The sequence below is a fragment of the Rhodanobacter sp. B2A1Ga4 genome, from assembly GCF_018101315.1.
Taxonomy (GTDB): Bacteria; Pseudomonadota; Gammaproteobacteria; order Xanthomonadales; family Rhodanobacteraceae; genus Rhodanobacter; species Rhodanobacter thiooxydans_A.
This window is the reverse complement of the sequence record NZ_JADBJR010000005.1, coordinates 73,298-91,754: the sequence shown is the minus strand read 5'-3', so window position 1 is coordinate 91,754 and position 18,457 is coordinate 73,298. Positions and strand designations below refer to the sequence as shown.

Here is an 18,457-nt window from a genome sequence, read left to right as displayed (position 1 = left end):
CCCGGGAGAGGCATTGCACGGGCCTAGAATGGACGGATGAACCGTCTCGTTTTCCTGCGCCGCTGGCTACGCGCGGCCGTCGTGCTGTTCGCGTTCGGCATCTGTGGTACGGCTTCGGCGGCCGCGTCCCAGGCCGGTGCCGCACCGGTTCCCGACACCATGCAGCAGCGCGTCGCCGCGTGCACCAGCTGCCACGGGGCACATGGCGAAGGCTCGCCGGACAGCGTGGCGATACCGCGCCTGGCGGGCAAGCCGGCCGGCTACCTGCTGCAGCAGCTGGAATATTTCCAGAGCGGCCAGCGCCGGCACGCGCCGATGGAATACGTGGTGCGCCAGCTGAGCCCGGCGTACCTGCGCGAGATCGCAGGCTACTTCGCGCAGCAGGATGTGCCGTACCGGAAACTGCCGGTGCCGGCGGTGTCGGCGGAGACCCTGCGGCGCGGCGAGCAACTGGTGATGCGCGGCGACTCCACCCGCGGCGTGCCGTCGTGCGTCAGCTGCCACGGCACCAGGCTCACCGGCGTGGAGCCAATGATGCCGGGCCTGATGGGCCTGTCGTACGACTATCTCAACACCCAGCTGGTGTCGTGGCGCACGCGCCAGCGCGCGGCCGAAGGGCCGTACTGCATGGGCGTGGTCGCCAACCGCATGCGCGAATCGGACATCACCGCCGTGTCCGCGTGGCTGGCCAGCCACGAGCCGCCGGCCGACATGCATCCGGCACCGGCCAGTGCGCAGACCGAACCGTTGCCGGGCTGGTGCGTGATGGGCAAGAGCGGAGCAGGTCAATGAAGTGGTGGCGACGTGGATGGTGGGTGCCGGCCTTGCTGGCGGCAGTCGTGCTGGGCTGGCTGTACTTCGGTCGTACCGGCCTGACGGCGGCGTCGCCGGCACAACGCGAGGCGGATGCCGCCGCGCTGCACGATCCGGCGCTGATCGCGCGCGGCGAATACCTGGCCACGGCCGGCGATTGCGCCGCCTGCCACACCGCGCGCGACGGCCAGCGCTACGCCGGCGGCCGCTCGCTGGGCACGCCGTTCGGCGACGTGCCGGCGCCGAACATCACGCCCGATCCGGACACCGGCATCGGCCGCTGGAGCTTCGACGATTTCTGGCGCGCGCTGCACGAAGGCAAGGGCCGCCAGGGCGAGCTGCTGTACCCGGTGTTCTCCTACACCTCATTCACCAAGGTGAGCCGCGACGACGCGCTGGCGATCTTCGCCTACCTCAAGTCGCTGCCGCCGGTGCAGCGGCCCGACACGGCACTGGGGCTGGCGTTTCCCTACAACGTGCGCAGCAGCCTGCTCGCGTGGCGCGCGCTGTACTTCAAGCCCGGCGAGTTCAAGTCCGATCCGGCGAAGTCGCCGGAATGGAACCGCGGCGCCTACCTGGTGCAGGGCCTGGGCCACTGCAACGAATGCCACACCACGCGCGACTCGCTCGGCGGCATCGAGCAGGACCGCCACCTCACCGGCGGCCAGATCCCGCAGCTGGACTGGTACGCGCCGGACCTCAGCACGCAACCGGGTGGCGGCCTCGATGGCTGGCGCGCACAGGACATCGTTGACCTGCTGAAGACCGGCCAGTCGGCGAAGGGCACGGCGTTCGGGCCGATGGCCGACGTGGTGCGCCTGAGCACCCAGCACCTGAGCGACGCCGACCTGCAGGCGGTGGCCGTCTATCTGCAGTCGCTGCCGCCACGTCCGCAGTCCGCGCCTGCGCCGTTCGCGCAGGCGGCCAGCCATGAGTACGGCGGCCAGCTCTACGCGCAGCGCTGCGCCGACTGCCACGGCAAGGATGGCCGCGGCGTGGCCGGCGTCTACCCGCCGCTGGACGGCAACACCTCGGTGACCGAACCAACCGGCATCAACGCGATCCGCAGCGTGCTGCTCGGTGGCTTCGCCCCGGTCACCGCCGGCAACCCGCAGCCGTACTCGATGCCGCCGTTCGCGCAGCAACTGGGCGACGCCGACGTGGCCGCGGTGGTCGGCTATATCCGCCAGTCGTGGTCGAACAAGGCCGCTGCGGTGCAAGCAGCCGACGTCGGAAAATACCGGAATACGCCGAGCGACTGAGCGGCGGAATTTCGACATCGTCGGGCGTTGCTCCCTCCCCTGCTCGCAGGGGAGGGCCGGGGTGGGGCCGCTCTTGATCCTGTTCCCATCCCGGCGAGAAACATTGACCCTGCAGTGACCGGATTCCAGCGCGCCGGCGCGCTGCTATTGCCGCGCTATTGCAGCCGGCCGCCGGCGCCCTGCGGCATCCCAACGCAGGCGCCGGCGGGCGCGATTTGACGTGGGTCATGGCGAGCGTGCCGCCGCGCCCGCACGCTGCGCGGATACCAACTCGACGTAGGCTGGCCCGCGTGGCGCAACCGACGTCGTGCGTGCTGCAGCCGCAGGGTTCGGGCCAGCGGCGCACTCGAGTCCCGCCACCGCTCGCTCATCACGGCTCCCGGGCATGATCCAGCTCAGCTACAGCACCTTCGGCCTCACCAACCTGCCGTTCCTGGAGGCGATCGACGCCGTGGCCCGGGCCGGTTACGCGGGGATCGAGCTGTCCTTCCACCGCGACCAGTTCAACCCCTTCAACCTCACCGAGGCCGACCTCGACGCCGTGCGCGCGCGGCTGGAGGCAACGGGCATCGTGCCGGCCTGCGTGGCCACCGCCTCGCACTTCTTCACCCCGCAACGGCCGCACGAACCGTCCCTGATGACGCTGGACGTGGCCGGGCGCAAGCGCCGCATCGACCTGGTCAAGCGCGGCATCCGCGTGGCGCGCCGGCTGGGCGTCAAGCTGGTCACCTTCGGCAGCGGCTTCCTGCGCGAGGAGCACGTGCGCCAGCCGCAGGTCGATCCCGGCGAGCTGCTGGTCGACAGTATCCGCGAATGCCTGCGCGAGATCCGCGACGACGAGGACATCACGCTGCTGATCGAGCCCGAGCCGGGCATGTACATCGAGACGCTGGCACAGGGGCTGGCACTGATCCGCGCGGTCGGCTCGCCGCGCTTCGCGCTGCACATCGACATCTGCCACGCCTACTGCTCCGAGCCGGACTACATCGGCGCGCTGGCGCAGGCCGCGCCGCACGCGCGCTACCTGCACATCTCCGATGCGCGCCAGGGCCACAACCTCAGGATCGTGCGCAACGATGCCGTGCCGGCACTCGACCTGGAGGATGCCAGCGCACTGGTCTATTTCCCCGACAGTGCGGACTACCTGCTGCTGGATCGCCACCACCCGTTGTACTTCGCCGACCGCGCACCCGACGCGGCGCGGCGATCGCGCATCGACGCGCTGCTGGCGCAGGCCGGCATCACGCAGGCGGCGGCCCTGGTCGACTACGCCAGCCTGTACGCCGGCGCCTCGCCGCAGGACGACGAGATCTTCACCTACCTGATCTCGGTGCCAGGGCTGAGCTTCGACGTGCTCGAACGGGCGTGGCCGATCGTCGCCCACCTGCGCGGCGTGCGCGGTCCGGCGCTGTTCGAACGAATGGTCGCCAACACGCGCACCGGCATCGTGCATTTCCACGAGATTCCCGGCGAAGGCACGCTGGATCTGGCCGCCAGTTTCAAGGCCCTGAACGAGCACGGCTTCGACGGCTTCGGCTCGGTCGAGCTCTACCACCACGTCGAGGGCTGGCAGCAGGCGATCGACCGGAGCTACCGCCACCTGGCCGCCATCGCGCAGCCGGCATGAATGATCGGCCGTTCCAACGGGCAACCACCATGATCGACTTCGAGGCACTGGGCTGGCGCAGCGACACCGTCGGCGAACTGGACCACCGCCTGCTCAAGGCGCCCAGCGTCAAGCTGCGTGGCGCTCATGCGGGAGCGGCGGGCGACATCGTCTACAGCATCGACCTGCGCCTGCGCCGGCCGAACGCCGACGCCTGCCTGTCGAGCACCGAGCTGCATTCGATCGAGCATTTCCTGCTGGAAGGCTACGGCCGCCTGTTGCCGCGGCACTTCATCGGCATCGGCGTGATGGGTTGCCAGACCGGTTTCTACCTCACCCTGCTTGGCGAGGGCCGCCGCGCCGTCATCGAGGACGCGCTCGAGGCCATCCTCGAAGGCGTGCTCGTGGCCGAGGCCGTGCCATATGCGCGTATCGACCAGTGCGGCCACTGGCGTAACCACGACCTCGCGCGCGCACAGGCCGTGGCGCGCGAGGTGCTGGCGCAACGCGCGGCATGGCCAGACATCACATGAGCGCGGCGCAGAGCACGCGCTGGCAGGTCAGCGCCACGCGCCGGATCGAATACGACCTGCTCAACGTGGCCGACGTGTTCGATCCGCACAGCGACGCGCTGCTGTCGATGGGCCGCGTACAGGAAGGGCGCCGCTTCGTGGTGGTCGACGAGTGCGTGCACGCGTACCACGGCGAACGCATCCGCGCCTATTTCGCGCACCATCGGGTCGACGCGCGCATCGTCACCCTGCCGGGCGGCGAGGGCGGCAAGTCGCTGGAAGCCTGGCTTTCGGTGCTGCACGAGCTGGACAGCTTCCCGATCCATCGCCGCGACGAACCCATCATCGCCATCGGCGGTGGCGTGCTGACCGACGTGGTCGGCTACGCGGCGGCCAGCTATCGCCGCGGCGTGCCGCACATCAAGGTGCCGACCACGCTGATGGGCTACGTCGACGCCGCGGTGGGGATCAAGACCGGGATCAACTTCAACGACCACAAGAACCGCCTGGGCAACTTCGAGCCGCCGCGCCGGGTGCTGCTGGACCGCAGCCTGCTGCGCAGCCTGCCGCCGCGCCACCTGCGCAACGGCGTGTGCGAGATCGTCAAGCTGGCGGTGATCCGCGACGCCGCGCTGTTCCGCCTGCTGGAGCAGCACGGCGCGCCTTCGCTGGCGGCGGCGTTCCAGGACGCGCACGGTGGCGAGATCCTCGACCACGCCATCGGCGGCATGCTGGAAGAGCTGGCGCCGAACCTGCACGAGGAGGAGCTGGCGCGCAAGGTCGACTTCGGCCACACCTTCAGCTACGGCCTGGAAACCCGTTACGGCGACGACCTGCTGCACGGCGAGGCGGTGCTGCTGGACATCCTGGTATCGACTGCGATCGCGCGGCGGCGTGGCCTGCTCGATGCAGCCGCGGCCGGGCGCATCTTCGCGCTGGTCGAGCGCCTCGGCCTCGCCCCCGAGCTCGCCCTGCTCGACGCCGAGCTGATGTGGCAGTCGCTGCTCGACCGCGTCGAGCACCGCAACGGCCTGCAGCGCGTGCCGTTGCCCGCGGGGCTGGGCGAGTGCGTGTTCGTCAACGACATCGCGCGCGCGGAAATCGAAGCCTCCATCCACACCCTGACCCAGCGGACCACGAGCAGCCATGACCGAATCGCCGAATGTTGATGCCGCGGAGATCGCCCACTTCAACCGCATCGCCCAGCTGTGGTGGGACCCGCACGGCAAGATGGGCCAGCTGCACGCAATCAACGACCTGCGCCTGCGCTTCATCACCGAGCGCATCGGCGTACCGGCGCCGCGCGTGGTCGACGTGGGCTGCGGCGGCGGCATCCTGGCCGAAGCGCTGGCAAAGACCGGCGCGCGGGTGACCGGCATCGACCTGTCGCGGATGTCGCTGGGCATCGCCCGCCAACATGCCCAGCGTGGCGGGCTGGCCATCGACTACCGCGAGCTCAATGCGGAGACCCTCGCACGCGACGAGCCCGGCAGCTTCGACGCGGTCACCTGCATGGAGATGCTGGAGCATGTGCCGCATCCGGAGCAGGTCATCGCCGCCTGCGCCACCCTGCTCAAGCCGGGCGGCGTGGCGTTCTTCTCCACCATCAACCGCACGCTCAAGGCGTTCGCCTTCGCCATCGTGGCCGGCGAGTACATCCTCGGCCTGCTGCCGCGCGGCACTCACCATTACAGCAAGCTGATCCGGCCGGTGGAGATGCGCGCGTGGGCCGGTGCGGCGGGGCTCGAGTTCAGGGCGGTGGACAGCCTCATGTACAACCCGCTGACGCGCCGCTTCCGGGTCGCGCCGAACCGCGAAGACATCAACTACATGGCCTGCTTCGTCAGGAAAGGCTGAACCCCATGCGGCGTTTCCTTGCCTTGTCGCGTTCCGTCCACGGCGTGCTCGACATCGCCATGCCCGGCTTCGTCGCGCTGCTGTGGCTGGGGCACTTCCCGTCGTGGCGGGTGCTGGCGCTGTCCCTGGCCACCGCGCTGGCCGGCTATACGGCCGTCTATGCACTGAACGACCTGATCGGGGTGAAGGACGACAAGGAAAAGGTCGCCGGCGGGATCACCCCGGGCTACGCGGTGGAGGCATCCGCCATGCGTTACCCGCTGGCGCAGAACCTGATCAGCATGAAGGGTGCGCTGGCGTGGTTCGGCGGCTGGTTCGCGCTGGCCGTGCTCGGCACCTGGCTGCTGAACCCGCGGATCCTCGTCATCGTGTTCGCCGCAGCGGCGCTGGAAGTGGTCTACGTCAAGCTGCTCAAGGTGACCTGGTGGCGCACCGTGGTCAGCGGTCTGGTCAAGTCGGCTGGCCCGATCGCCGCCGTGTTCGCGGTCATTCCCGAACCCTCGTGGCGTGGGCTGCTGGGCACGCTGATCTGGCTGATGCTGTGGGAGATCGGCGGACAGAACATCCCGGCCGACTGGAACGACATCGAGGAGGACCGCCGCATCGGCGCACGCACCATTCCGCTGGTGTTTGGCCTGCGCGCGGCCGGCGTGCTGGTGGTGGTCAGCCTGGGTCTGGCCGTACTCGCCAGCGCGTTGTTGCCGCGCCTGTCGCCGCTGGGTGGCGGCTGGTTGTTCCAGCTCGCCATTCTCGCTGCCGGCACCGTTCTGCTGCTGCCGCCGGCGTTCCGTCTGGCGCGCACGCTGGATGGCCGCCAGGCGGCACGACTGTTTGATCGTGCCAGCCTGTATCCGCTGGTGCTGCTGGTCATCGTGACGGTGTTCGTGATGATTCGTTGAGGGGGCCGTCGAACCGCCACCGCAGGGTTCTTGTCTTGGGTCGCATCGTTTGGTTGCTCCCGCGCACAAGGCCTTCGGTCGTGCCTCTGTAGGAGCCCGCTCGTGGGTGATGCTCTTGCTTCGTTCGGCGCGAAAAGCTCCAGAGGCAAGAGCTTTCGTCCTCCTTCGGAGGGCGAGTTCCTTTCTCTCGCTTGCCCGAGAGAAAGGAACCAAAGAGAGGGGCACCCCGCTTGGCGCTTGCCGGGCTCCTGCCCGGCAAGTCCGTGAGTCGGGGCCGGGCTTTTCGACAGTACATCCGTGTACTGTCGAAAAGGCGTTGCCATCCCTGGCAACGCCCGCTGCGCGGCCTGTCGACCCCGACTCACCGCCGCGCAAGGGACCCCGGGTAGAGCAGCGGGCCATCCTGGCCCGGACTCGGTGCCCGACCTCGAGCGCAGTGGCGAAAGCCGTAAAGCCAAGAACAAGAAAGTCCGACTGCGAGCGGGGCTTTTCAATGCCACGAATGTCTCAGTTCGGCCAAGAGCGGTCGTTGGTTGAAGTTCGCCAAAGGCTGGGTTGGAACGACCAAAGCCATGATTTGAGGACGCTCTCGCGTACTTTTTTGAAAGGCTAATCAGTGATGCTCTATATCACGCTCAATAGACCCTCCGTTCTTGCGACAATCGCGGCATGCACCCCATCTTCCATGTCCAAACGGACCACATGCGAGCCTTGGACGACGGACAGGCCAGAGAGCTACTGGCCCGTCTCTGCCGCTTACACATTCAGCGTGTCGGTCTTGATCCTGCCAATGTCTTCTGGGGTGGGGACCAGCGGGCAGCGGACGAAGGTGTCGATGTCCGGGTCGACGGTCAACCTGTCTGTGATGTAGGCGGCCCCTTGGGCAGAAGCGTTGCCATCATCCAAGTCAAAGCCGAGCTGTTTGGGCCTGCCAAGATCGTTGCGGAGATGGCTCCCAAAGGAGTCATCCGCCCATCGATAGCCGCTTTGGCACCGGACACTGGTGCTTATGTCATCGCCTCTACTCGCGACGATCCCGCTGATCCGAAACGGCGGAATCGCGTAGCAGCCATGGAAACGGTGCTAAACGACCATGGACTGACAGGCAAAATCAGGGTCGACTTTCTCGGTGCGCGCCAGATCGCTGACTGGGTCGAGCAATTTCCACCACTCGCGATTTGGGTACGCGAACGCATCGGCAAGCCGATCCAGGGATGGAATGGCTACGGGCCGTGGGCCTACAAAGAGACTGACCAGAGTGCCGAGTTCATTGTGGGGAAGGAGCCTCGGGTCTTCGCTCCGGGTGCGGTCGAGGCGATGACCGATCTTCAAGCTTTGAATGCGATCCGGCGCGATCTGGCAGCTGGAACCACGGTGCGGCTCGTCGGCCTGTCCGGCGTCGGCAAGACCCGTTTGGCGCAGGTCCTATTCGACCCCCGTATCCAAACTAATGCTGCTTCCCTCTCGCAGGACTGGGCGATCTATACCGATATTTCGAACAGTCCTGATCCTTCACCTGAGGTGATGATCGAGACCCTCGCCGGCTTTGGCGAGCGATCGATATTGATCGTCGACAACTGTGGTCAGAAGTCTCACCGTGCGCTCGTCGAGCGCAAGGCAAAGGTGGCCAACAAGCTTGGGCTTCTGACGATTGAATACGACATCCAGGACGATCTGCCTGACGACACCACTGTCTATCGACTGGAGGGCGTCTCTGATGAGACATTGTCTGCGCTCCTGCGCAGCCGTTACCCGCAACTGTCTTGGAGCGACGCTCATGTTGTCATTGCAGCCAGTGAAGGCAACTCCCGTCTTGCGTTCGCCTTGGCTTCCACCTCAAAACAATCGGACGATCTCTCTTCGCTGAAGGATGGCGACCTGTTCAGGCGGCTGTTCGAGCAATCCCGTGGCGCCGGTGATGAGCTGCTACGTTGCGCGAAAGCGGCCAGCTTGATCTATTCGTTCGATGGTGAAGATCTTTCGGCAACCTCGGAAATAGCGATCCTCGCATCATTCGCTAGCAGTACACCTATAGACTTCCGACGCAACATGGTTGAGCTGCGCCGGCGTGGGTTGCTTCAGGAACGAGGAAAATGGCGAGCCTTGTTGCCGCATGCGGTTTCAAATCGGCTTGCCGCCGAAGCCTTGGAAGAGCATCCGGCATCCGATCTTGAGAATCGCCTGTGTGCCACCGCTTCGGAGAGAGTGCGGTCATCCTTCGCTCACCGTCTAAGCTTTCTCCATGCGTCATCCGCTGCCAAGAAGCTGGTTTGCCTTTGGCTGGAACCCGGCGGCTTCTTTTCAGATCTGGCCGGTCTCTCGACAAAGGACTTCCTGATCTTTTTGCGCCTTTCGGTGGTCACTCCTGAGCAAGCGCTGGCCGCAACGGAACGCTTCGCCGCGGAAGGCGGTGCCGGTCAGCGTCATGAGTCTGAAGTGGACAAGCTTGCCCAGCTCGTCCAGTCCATTGCGTATGACCCGGATCTATTTGATCGATGCGTCAAAGTCCTGCTTGACCTTCTGCCCCTGCAGTCCATAGACCGAAGAACCGGGGAGCAAACGCTGGATCAACTCAAGCCGCTTTTTCAGCTCTACTATTCGGGCACCATGGCACCGGGAGCGCAGCGGGCGAAGTTCGTGGAACGGCTGTTGACGTCCGACCAGCCCAGCGAGCGACGCATTGGACTGGTCTTGCTTGAGGAGACCTTAAGGGTCCGTGGCTTTCGCAACCAGTCGACCTTTCAGTTCGGCGCACGCAAGCGCAGCAGCGGGTGGTGGCCAAAGAGCATTGAAGAACAGCGGGAGTGGTATCTGCTCTTTATCAATATCGCCGAGCCCTACGCTACCAGAGCTGACGATACAGGGCGGCGCATTCGGGCGGCGCTAGGCCGAGGCGTCTTTGGTTTCGCCGGGGATTCTCTTCTTACCGATCGCATGGCGGCGCTTGCCCCTCGTCTGGTCGCGTGTGACGGCTGGCTGGACGCCTGGAAAGCTGTCAACGAGCTTCTGAGGCGCAAGAATGTAGACGGTGAACTTCGAACGAACGCAACCACCTTCAAGGCATTGGTGGCGCCCACCGGACTTCGCGCGCAGGTCCGTGCCATGATCTCGATGCGGGATCCCATTGATCACGAGGACAACGACGAGGACATTGCCGACGCGGCCGATCGAGCAGCCGCCAGAGGCGAGAGCTTGGGTCAAGCGCTCGCCGTAGATCCGGCGCTCTTGCGTGAGTTGCTGCCCGCCCTGATCGATGGCAGTGCTCGCTACTACGTGCTTTCGGTTGGTCGCGGCGTGGCTCAAGCAACACCCGATGCGCCAAGGCTTTTCGCGCAGATTCGCGCGCTTATCGAAGCAGCACCCGATCCCGAGCAGCTCAATCCTTCATTTGTTTGTGGGCTGATTTCCGCTTGGGGGGAACAGGACGCGGTGATGACGGCATCTTTACTGGACAGCGCGATTGACAACCCGGCTATCGGGCCTTGGTTCCCGAACCTTCAAATCTCAGTGCCGATGGACGAGCAGGGGGCCGAGCGGATACGCCGAGCCCTGGATGCGAACTTGGCACCGCTATGGCGCTATCGGAGTCTCGGTTACGGCGGCGCGCTCAGACCCGTTTCCGTAGAGAGTATCACTACGATCCTCGATAGCCTTACGACCAAAGGCCAAGAAGGTATTCACGTCGCCATTGATGTTCTGCATATGGTCATCTACAGCGCCAAGGAGCGAAGAGAATCCGAGCAACAGCTCCTTAGCCGATACTGTCGCGACTTCTTGACGCTCATCGATTGGCCCGAGCTCGACGATCATGCGCAGGAGCGGCTGGACTATGAGATCGAAGAACTGATCTCGTGCGCTGTCAAGCATTCGGTGGCCTTCGAAGACATCCAAGGTGTCTTATCGCGCGCTGTTCAGGCGCGCACCATCCACCCCCGTTATCTCCCCAGCACGACGGGCAACTTCTTGGCACCAATCATTCGCCGACACCCCAAGGAGGCTCTAACTTACCTATTCGGCTTGGAAGATCCAAAGCGCCGGCATGCCGTGAGCGATCTGATTTTAGAGGAATCGACGGTAGACCCTACGGGGAAGGGCGTTCCAACTATTTCGGATGACTTGCTCATCCAGTGGTGTGCTGAAGACTCTGTCCCGCGCATCTCCTTCGCCGCCCGGATCTGTAGGCTTGCAGATCCCACTGATCAACAGCCTCTTGTTGCTCATCGGCTCTACGAATTGGCTCTCGACAAGTGTGCCTTCATCGAGGAGATCGCAGAGCGCGGCGAGAGATCGGGCAGTTCGGAGCGCGAGGTGCCTATTCTGCATAGGATTCAGGACATTCTGAGCTCCCTTCCAATCGAGCAAGGATCTCCGGAAGAGGCGTCCAGAGAACAAGCGATGGCACAAATTAGCCGTCGTATTGATTGGTGGACCGAAATACTCGGTCGCACCAGTCGAGAGCGGGATGAGTCTTTCGAGTAGCGCTCCATCTCTTAAACAACTAAGTAGTTGGCGGGATAATTACTGTTCCGAATACTCGAGTGTCTGCAATGGGTCGAAAGCGGACCTTCCGAGCCATCAAGTATGTACTGTATCGGGTCTCCCGCAGGTCGGCCCTGAGGCCGACTCAACGAGCGGAGCGCGAGACGTTTTTGGCGCGCGTGACGTGGAGGGACGGCAACTGCCAATTACATTAAAGGCGCAGGCGGCGCGGCCTTGGATCTTCTAGAAAGTGCGGGCCACGATGGCCCGCTGCTCTACCCGGGGTCCCTTGCGCGGCGGTGAGTCGGGGTCGACAGGCCGCGCAGCGGGAGTCGACATGGATGTCGACTCCTTTTCGCCCGGACAGGAGTCCGGTCGAAAAGCCCGGCCCCGGCTCACGGACTTGCCGCCCATGGATGGGCGGCAAGCGCCAAGCGGGGTGTCGTTTTCTCTTGGGTACTTCTCTTTTGGACAAGCAAAAGAGAAGTACCTCGGCCTCCGCAGGAGGACGAAAGCTCTTGCTCCTGAGGCGTCCCAGGACTCAGCAGAAAGCCGGAGCGGCGGGCAGTGCCCGCCCTACAAAAACGCGTCGTTCAACGCGACAGGTCGATCACATACGTCGCCGTGCCGTCGCCGTGGTCCTTCAGCTGGCGGATGTTGTCGAGGCCGGCCTCGCGCGCCACAGCCTGCTTGCCGCTGGCGCCGGTGAACACCACCGGGCCGCGGGTCTTCAGCGGGGCGAAGGTCCATGAGGTCGGTTCGAGATCCTTCGCACCGACCGTGTGCCGGCGTTCCAACCATTTCGCCAGGATCTCGCGGGTGCCGTCGGGCGCGGTCAGTACGATGTTGCTGCCGTCGAGGCCGGGGAAGTGGCCGCCGCCGCTGGCGCGGTAGTTGTTGGTGACCACGATGAACGGCTGGGTCGGTTCGACCGGCTTGCCCTGGTAGGTCAGCGTGGTGATGCGCTGGCCGGCCGGCTTGGACACGTCGATGACGTAGTGGATACCGCCCTGGAGCTGGTCGAAGTTGTAGCCGGTGAAGCGGCTGTTGATCAGCGGCTGTTCGCTGGCCTTGGCCGGGTCGATCCGGTTGAAGCGTTCGGCGGATTTTTCCAGCCACGCCTTGACACCGGCGCCGTCGATCTTCACCGCGGCCAGCGTGTTCGGATAGAAGTACAGGTCGGCGGCGCTGCGCAGGGTGAGCGGACCGGGGGCGACGTCGGTGTAGTCGTCGGGGCCGCCGAAGCCGGTGCGGAAGGCGGCGGCGGCGCCCAGCACCGGCAGGTTCGCCAGCTCGGGATGCAGGCGCGGCAGCTCGCGGCGCACGTAGTCGATCTGCGCGGCGTTGACCGGCGCCAGCGCGGTCATGTTGCCTTCGTCGGCGAAGTAGCTGCTCAGGCGCAGCGTGCTCTCGCCGATCGGCGTGTTGACGTAGGCGATCGCCGCCTCGTGCGCCTGCTGCACCAGCGGCGCGATCGCCGGATCGGCCGGCACGCAATCGTGCTTCGCCTTGCAGATCGGGCGCACCTCGCTGTGGGTGTTGTCCAGGTCGACCACCCAGCGGCCGCCCTTGCGGTTCAGCACCAGCTGGATCACGCCGAGGTCCTTGCCGAAGAAGCCGCCCATCACCGCGGGCACGTTGCGCACGAAGCCGAGCCGGGCGTCGACGTCCTTCATGCCGGCGTAGCGCGGGCCGGGGAATTCCGTGTGCGAGTGGCCGAGCAGCAGCGCGTCGATGCCGGGCACGCCGGCCAGGTACCAGCCGGCGTTTTCCATGTCCGGGGTGTACGGCGCGGTGTTCAGGCCGCCGTGGAGGATCGCCACCACCAGGTCGGGGTGCTGCGCCTTGAGCTCGGGCAGGTACTTCTTCGCCGCCTCGACCACGCCGCTGACGGTGACCTTGCCGGCCAGTTTCTGCTGGTCCCACTCCAGGATCGGCGGCGGGGTGAAGCCGATGATGCCGACTTTCAGCGGCACTTGGATCTTGCTGCCGTCGGGGGTGTAGGCCGTGATGGTCCTGGTGACGATCGTCCACGGCTTGAAGATCGGCTTGCCGTCGCGCGCGCTGTAGACGTTGGCCAGCACCAGCGGGAAGTTCGGCCCGGCGCAGCGGTCGGTGTGGCCGCCGTCCACGTTCATCGGCGTGCCGGTGACCTGCGACAGGAAGCCCAGGCCGTAGTTGAACTCGTGGTTGCCGGCGGTGCCGCCGTCGTAGCCCATCGCGTCCATCGCCTTGTAGATGGACAGTTCCTGGTCGCAGGCGACCGGTTTCACCAGCGCCTGGTAGTCGGCCAGCACGCTGCCCTGGATGGTGTCGCCGCTGTCGAACAGGAAGCTGTTGGGGAATTCCGCGCGGGCGCGGCGGATCAGCGTGGCGGTGCGCTCGTAGCCGAGCGAATCGTCCGGCTTCAGCTTGTAGTAGTCGTAGCTGAGCACGTTCGCGTGCACGTCGGTGGTTTCCAGGATCGCCACGTTCGCGCGCGCGCCGTCGGGCGTCCTGCCGCCCTGCCAGGGAAGCATGGTGCAGCCGGCGAGCAGGGCGGTGCCGAGGGCGAGCAGCGGGGTGGCGAGCGTGAACGGGCGTGGCGACATGGTGGTTCCGTGGGAATGCGGGGGGACTGATCGCGGAAATTAGCAGATCAGGGTGACCGGGTGCCTGCCCATCCGTCGCCGGGGCAGGCCTGCGCCTCGCCAGCGGCGCCAGGCCCAACGCCAGTGGAACGATGTGCCGGGGGGGCGCTTTGTTGCCGTTGCAAGACCGTAAGATGGCACTTCGGTGATACCCGTCCTGCAGGGGGACTTTCCAGCCATGCGTCGAATGTCGTTGCGTCCCACGCGGGCGGGTGCGGTGGTGCTGTGCGCGCTGGCGTTCTTCGCCGGCTGCATCGCGCTCACCGCCTGGCAGGAGCCGCAGCCGCTGCAGCGCGGCTTCATCATGGGGCTGATGCTGTGCACGTCCGGCGTGCTGCTGTTCGCGTTCGGTCGGCTCGGCACGGCGCTGCTGGTCGGCGGCGGGCTGTTCCTGCTGCTGAAGTCAGTGGCGGTGCTGAAGCTGCGCTACCTCGATTCGCAGCTGATGCCGTCGGACTTCATCTATTACGTGCGCACCAGCCTGCTCGACACGCTGCGCCACTATCCGCACCTGTACACGGTGGGGATCGGCCTGGGCGTGCTGCTGCCACCGCTGCTGTACCTGGTGTGGCGCTGGGACTGGCGCGTGCTGGCGCGGCCGCGGTCGCGGCGCGTCGCCGGCATGCGCCTTGGCGGCGTCGCGTCGTGCGCGCTGGCGCTGTGGCTGTGCATGCTGCCCAGCGGGCCGTTCGCGCGGGTGCACTCGCGCAACGCGTGGCAGAAGATGTCCGACGACGCGCAGCTGACCAACTTCTTCGTCAACCTGCACGACGCCGACGTGGAGCTGCCGGCGATGGCCGATGACGCCGTGGCCGAGCAGGACTGGGGCGCCACCGCGCAGGGCGCCCCCGGCAGCACGGCGCCACCGTATCCGGACATCGTGCAGGTGCTGGAGGAAAGCACCTTCGACCCGTCGATCTACGATGCCTGCAACGTGCCGCCGTGCCGGGTGGCGATGTTCCGCCCCGATGCGCGCACCCGCGCGCACGGCATGCTGCGCGTGCATACCTTCGGTGGCGGCACCTGGGTCAGCGAGTTCGCCGCGCTGACCGGCATGCCGCAGGATATCTTCGGTCCCGGCGGCATGTACGCGCCGTACGTGCTGGCGCCGAACGTGCACGACGCGCTGGCCTTGCAGCTGCGCCGGCTCGGTTACCTCACCATCGGCGTCTACCCGACCAGTGCCGACTTCATCAATGGGCGCAACGCGTACCAGGCCTACGGCTTCGACCACCTGTACGGCGCCGGGGAGCTCGGCCTGGAGGAGTGGGAGGAGAGCGACGCACAGATGTTCGCGGCGGCAAAGCGCATCTACGACAAGGTGAAGAAGCCGGGGCAGCCGGTGTTCCTGATGATCCTGACGCTGAACCAGCATGGCCCGCACGACCACGAGCCGATGGCGAAGCTGCCGCGACCCTACCGCGACCTGCTGCGCGGGCTGCCGGCGGACACCGCGCTGAACTTCGACACCTACCTCGCGCGCCTGCACGCTTCGGACCTGGCCATGCGTGCACTGGAGCATGCCTTCCTTGACCGCGCGCAGCCGACCGTGCTGTTGCACTTCGGCGACCACCAGCCGTCCTTCAACGGCCTGATCCGCGATCTGCCGCGCCGCTTGCCGCCGGCGCTGCGGCCGTACCGCGACTACCTCACCTACTACATGCTGAAGAGCAACGTCGCCGGTCCGCCGTTGCCGCAGTACCCGCTGCTCGACATCGCCTTCCTGCCCAGCATGGTGCTGCAGGCGGCGGGCGTGCCCACCGACGCGTACTTCACCGCGGCGACCGATTTGCGCGAACGCTGCCACGGCCTGTACGACGACTGCGCTGTGCCAGGCCTGCTGGCGTCCTACCACGCCTGGACGATCGGCCGGCTGCACGTGTATCAGTGACCCGCCGCGGCAGTTTCCGTCGCCAGCGGCCATGCCGGCAGGCCGGCGCCAGGCGTCGATTCTGCGTGGCGCCGGTGCCGGCGCTACTGGCAGGCGTCTTGCTTGCCCTTGGGCATGAACCAGCGCAAGCCGCCACGCCGGGAAAGCTCCGCCGCCAGCCTCGAACGACAGATGGCTGACGGTGGCCTGTCGGACGACGCCCGGCAGTTCCTGCGCGATCTGCACGCCGCCGAGAAACAGCTCAACGACGCGTTCAGGCGGGCGCATCAGGGTGGTGCGCTGGAGGAACGGGTGAGCGCGGTGTATCGCCGGATGTACGGCAAGGATTGAGCACGGCCATGCCGTTGCCACGGCATGGTCGCAGGCCCTTGCCATGTTCATCGCCGACGCGATCGCCCGGGCTATGATCGGGCAAGCTTCGTCACCCGGATCGCCCATGTCCGTCGCTACCTTCGCCTGCGCGTCCGCGCCATACCCGCGCGGTCTGGCGCTGGCTACGCTGGGCGCCGCGATCGCCGCGATCGCCGGCGCGCTGCTGGCTGCTGCCGATCCCGGCCAGGGCTGGCGCTGGCTGCACTGGTGCGGCAAGCCGCTGGCCACCGTGCTGATCTTCGTGCTGGCGTGGCGCGCGCGTCCGGCGCAGTCGTCGCGCTACCGGCGCTGGATCCTGGCCGGGATCGCCTGCTCGCTGCTCGGCGACGTGTTCCTGATGATGCCGGGTGACCTGTTCGTGCCGGGACTGCTGGCGTTCCTGTGCGGCCACCTGTGCTTCATCGCCGCGTTCCTCGGCGACAGCCGCTTCGCCGCGCGGCCGTGGCTGCTGCTGGTCACGCTCGGCTACGGCGCGGTGAACCTTTATCTGCTGTGGGATGCGATCGGCGCGCCGCTGCGCGTGCCGGTGATCGTGTACGTTTTGGTGCTGGCGAGCATGGGCGGGCAGGCGCTGGTGCGCGCGCGGATGTTTGCCCGGCGCGGCGATGCGCAGGCACCGGCCGCGCGACTGGCCGCGCTCGGCGCACTCACCTTCATGCTCAGCGACAGCCTGCTGGCCTGGGATCGCTTCCGCGGCCCGCTGCCGCTGGCCAGTCTGTGGGTGCTCTCGGCGTATTATCTGGCGCTGTGGTGGATCGCGCGCTCGGTGCAGCGCGTCGGTACGGCGAACGGGGCAGGGTAGTGAATACACAGGAACTCATCATCACCTGGGCCACCCCGGTGTTCTTCTTGCTGATCGGCATCGAGCTGCTGGTGGCGAAGCGACGCGGGCGCGACGCCTACGCCAGCAACGACGCGATCAACAGCATCGGGCTGGGTGTGATCTCGCAGTTGGTCGGCGTGTTCGGCAAGCTGCTGACGATCGGTATCTATGCGTGGTGCGTCGAACACCTGGCGCTGTTCGTGCTGCCGGCGGACAGCCTGCTGGTGTGGGCCGGCGCGCTGCTGGGCTACGACTTCTGCTACTACTGGCTGCACCGCGCCGGGCACCGGGTGAACATCCTGTGGGCCGCGCACGTGGTGCACCACCAGAGCGAGCGTTACAACCTGTCCACCGCGCTGCGCCAGACCGGCAGCGGCATGCTGCTGGGCTGGCTGTTCTACCTGCCGCTGGCCGTGCTTGGCGTGCCGCTGCAGGTGTTCGTGGTGGTGGCGCTGATCGACCTGCTGTACCAGTTCTGGGTGCACACCGAGCAGATCGGCCGGCTCGGCTGGTTCGACCGGGTGTTCTGCTCGCCGTCCAACCATCGCGCGCACCACGCGGTGAATGACCGCTACCTCGACCGCAACTACGGCGGCATCCTGATCGTGTGGGATCGCCTGTTCGGCAGCTTCGTCGAGGAAGACGACAACGAACCGCCGGTATACGGCACCCGCTCGCCGCTGCGCAGCTGGAATCCACTGTGGGCGAACGCCGAGGTGTACTGGCATAGCGCGGTGGACGCGTGGCACGCGCGGCGCTGGCGCGACAAGCTGCTGGTGTGGCTGAAGCCGCCGGGCTGGCGCCCGGCCGATGTGGCGGCGCGCTACCCGAAGCCGGATTTCGTGATGCCGAGCGAGCGTTTCGACCCGCCGCTGTCGCGGCCACTGAAGGTCTATGTACTGCTGCAGTTCGCGCTGCTGCTGGGCATGACCACGCAGTTCCTCGGCATGGCCGGCAAGGCCAGTTTGCCGGAATTGCTGCTGTATGCGATCTATCTGGTTGCCGGCCTGTGCGTGCTCGGCGCGCTGATGGAAGGCCGCCGCTGGGCGCCGTGGGCGGAAGGCGTGCGCGTGCTGGCCACCGCCGCGGTACCGCTGCTCAGCGGACGCTGGTTCGGCGTCGGCCATCTGGACGGCCATCTCGCGTTGGCGATCGCGCTGGTGTTCGGACTCAGCGCGCTCGCACTGCCATGGCTGCGCCCGTCGTCGGTCGGCGCGGGCGTGGCCGCTGTTCCCGCTGAATCCGCAGCTGCTTCGCTGCGCTAGGGCAGGCATCGCCCGCCGGCTGTCTGCTCCGGCAAAAGCGGCGGCCGT

General features: G+C 66.4%; 13 protein-coding genes. 12 read left to right on the top strand and 1 reads right to left on the bottom strand.

Annotated elements, in window-relative coordinates:
- Positions 1-36: 36 nt before the first annotated feature.
- The 8 genes from IMW82_RS15090 (at position 37) to IMW82_RS15055 (ending at position 11,428) form a co-directional block, all read left to right on the top strand.
- On the top strand, positions 37-792 hold the full coding sequence (locus tag IMW82_RS15090; protein WP_211005150.1) for a c-type cytochrome: 756 nt from the start codon (positions 37-39) through the stop codon (positions 790-792).
- Positions 789-2,075, top strand: a complete 1,287-nt coding sequence (locus IMW82_RS15085; RefSeq protein ID WP_211005149.1) for a cytochrome c — start codon at positions 789-791, stop codon at positions 2,073-2,075. Before IMW82_RS15090 ends, IMW82_RS15085 begins: the two co-directional genes overlap by 4 nt.
- 385 nt (positions 2,076-2,460) lie before the next feature.
- The gene (locus tag IMW82_RS15080) at positions 2,461-3,702 is read left to right on the top strand and encodes a sugar phosphate isomerase/epimerase family protein (RefSeq protein WP_108472083.1); all 1,242 of its coding nucleotides are present in this window, start codon (positions 2,461-2,463) and stop codon (positions 3,700-3,702) included.
- Positions 3,699-4,214 (top strand): S-ribosylhomocysteine lyase, encoded by a 516-nt coding sequence (locus IMW82_RS15075; RefSeq protein ID WP_234411347.1) that lies wholly within the window; start codon positions 3,699-3,701, stop codon positions 4,212-4,214. Before IMW82_RS15080 ends, IMW82_RS15075 begins: the two co-directional genes overlap by 4 nt.
- On the top strand, positions 4,196-5,362 hold the full coding sequence (locus tag IMW82_RS15070) for a sedoheptulose 7-phosphate cyclase (protein WP_234411346.1): 1,167 nt from the start codon (positions 4,196-4,198) through the stop codon (positions 5,360-5,362). The genes IMW82_RS15075 and IMW82_RS15070 overlap by 19 nt, the downstream gene beginning before the upstream one ends.
- The gene (ubiG, locus tag IMW82_RS15065) at positions 5,340-6,050 is read left to right on the top strand and encodes a bifunctional 2-polyprenyl-6-hydroxyphenol methylase/3-demethylubiquinol 3-O-methyltransferase UbiG (protein ID WP_108472080.1); all 711 of its coding nucleotides are present in this window, start codon (positions 5,340-5,342) and stop codon (positions 6,048-6,050) included. The genes IMW82_RS15070 and ubiG overlap by 23 nt, the downstream gene beginning before the upstream one ends.
- Before the next feature lie 5 nt (positions 6,051-6,055).
- On the top strand, positions 6,056-6,949 hold the full coding sequence (locus IMW82_RS15060) for a UbiA family prenyltransferase (protein ID WP_211005148.1): 894 nt from the start codon (positions 6,056-6,058) through the stop codon (positions 6,947-6,949).
- A 669-nt stretch (positions 6,950-7,618) separates the two neighbouring features.
- Entirely contained in the window at positions 7,619-11,428 is a 3,810-nt protein-coding gene (locus IMW82_RS15055) for a hypothetical protein (protein ID WP_211005147.1), read from the top strand.
- Positions 11,429-12,021: 593 nt separating this feature from the next.
- Here IMW82_RS15055 and IMW82_RS15050 read toward each other — a convergent pair.
- The gene (locus IMW82_RS15050) at positions 12,022-14,019 is read right to left on the bottom strand and encodes a bifunctional 2',3'-cyclic-nucleotide 2'-phosphodiesterase/3'-nucleotidase (protein WP_108472078.1); all 1,998 of its coding nucleotides are present in this window, start codon (positions 14,017-14,019) and stop codon (positions 12,022-12,024) included.
- Positions 14,020-14,236: 217 nt separating this feature from the next.
- Between IMW82_RS15050 and IMW82_RS15045 the strand changes: the two genes are divergently transcribed.
- From IMW82_RS15045 to IMW82_RS15030, 4 genes are all read left to right on the top strand, one after another.
- On the top strand, positions 14,237-15,949 hold the full coding sequence (locus IMW82_RS15045; RefSeq protein WP_211200259.1) for a sulfatase-like hydrolase/transferase: 1,713 nt from the start codon (positions 14,237-14,239) through the stop codon (positions 15,947-15,949).
- Between the two features lie 114 nt (positions 15,950-16,063).
- Positions 16,064-16,279, top strand: coding sequence for a hypothetical protein (locus IMW82_RS15040; protein WP_211005146.1), 216 nt, complete (start codon positions 16,064-16,066; stop codon positions 16,277-16,279).
- 106 nt (positions 16,280-16,385) lie between these two features.
- The gene (locus IMW82_RS15035) at positions 16,386-17,123 is read left to right on the top strand and encodes a lysoplasmalogenase (RefSeq protein WP_211005145.1); all 738 of its coding nucleotides are present in this window, start codon (positions 16,386-16,388) and stop codon (positions 17,121-17,123) included.
- Positions 17,123-18,409, top strand: coding sequence for a sterol desaturase family protein (locus IMW82_RS15030; RefSeq protein ID WP_211005144.1), 1,287 nt, complete (start codon positions 17,123-17,125; stop codon positions 18,407-18,409). The genes IMW82_RS15035 and IMW82_RS15030 overlap by 1 nt, the downstream gene beginning before the upstream one ends.
- Positions 18,410-18,457 lie beyond the last annotated feature (48 nt).

What these genes read in the sequence shown, in the direction of transcription:
- IMW82_RS15090 (WP_211005150.1), top strand. Translation starts at nt 37, where the DNA reads ATGAACCGTCTCGTTTTCCTGCGCCGCTGGCTACGCGCGGCCGTCGTG.
- IMW82_RS15085 (WP_211005149.1), top strand. Translation starts at nt 789, where the DNA reads ATGAAGTGGTGGCGACGTGGATGGTGGGTGCCGGCCTTGCTGGCGGCA.
- IMW82_RS15080 (WP_108472083.1), top strand. Translation starts at nt 2,461, where the DNA reads ATGATCCAGCTCAGCTACAGCACCTTCGGCCTCACCAACCTGCCGTTC.
- IMW82_RS15075 (WP_234411347.1), top strand. Translation starts at nt 3,699, where the DNA reads ATGAATGATCGGCCGTTCCAACGGGCAACCACCATGATCGACTTCGAG.
- IMW82_RS15070 (WP_234411346.1), top strand. Translation starts at nt 4,196, where the DNA reads ATGGCCAGACATCACATGAGCGCGGCGCAGAGCACGCGCTGGCAGGTC.
- ubiG (WP_108472080.1), top strand. Translation starts at nt 5,340, where the DNA reads ATGACCGAATCGCCGAATGTTGATGCCGCGGAGATCGCCCACTTCAAC.
- IMW82_RS15060 (WP_211005148.1), top strand. Translation starts at nt 6,056, where the DNA reads ATGCGGCGTTTCCTTGCCTTGTCGCGTTCCGTCCACGGCGTGCTCGAC.
- IMW82_RS15055 (WP_211005147.1), top strand. Translation starts at nt 7,619, where the DNA reads ATGCACCCCATCTTCCATGTCCAAACGGACCACATGCGAGCCTTGGAC.
- IMW82_RS15050 (WP_108472078.1), bottom strand. Translation starts at nt 14,019, where the DNA reads ATGTCGCCACGCCCGTTCACGCTCGCCACCCCGCTGCTCGCCCTCGGC.
- IMW82_RS15045 (WP_211200259.1), top strand. Translation starts at nt 14,237, where the DNA reads ATGCGTCGAATGTCGTTGCGTCCCACGCGGGCGGGTGCGGTGGTGCTG.
- IMW82_RS15040 (WP_211005146.1), top strand. Translation starts at nt 16,064, where the DNA reads ATGAACCAGCGCAAGCCGCCACGCCGGGAAAGCTCCGCCGCCAGCCTC.
- IMW82_RS15035 (WP_211005145.1), top strand. Translation starts at nt 16,386, where the DNA reads ATGTCCGTCGCTACCTTCGCCTGCGCGTCCGCGCCATACCCGCGCGGT.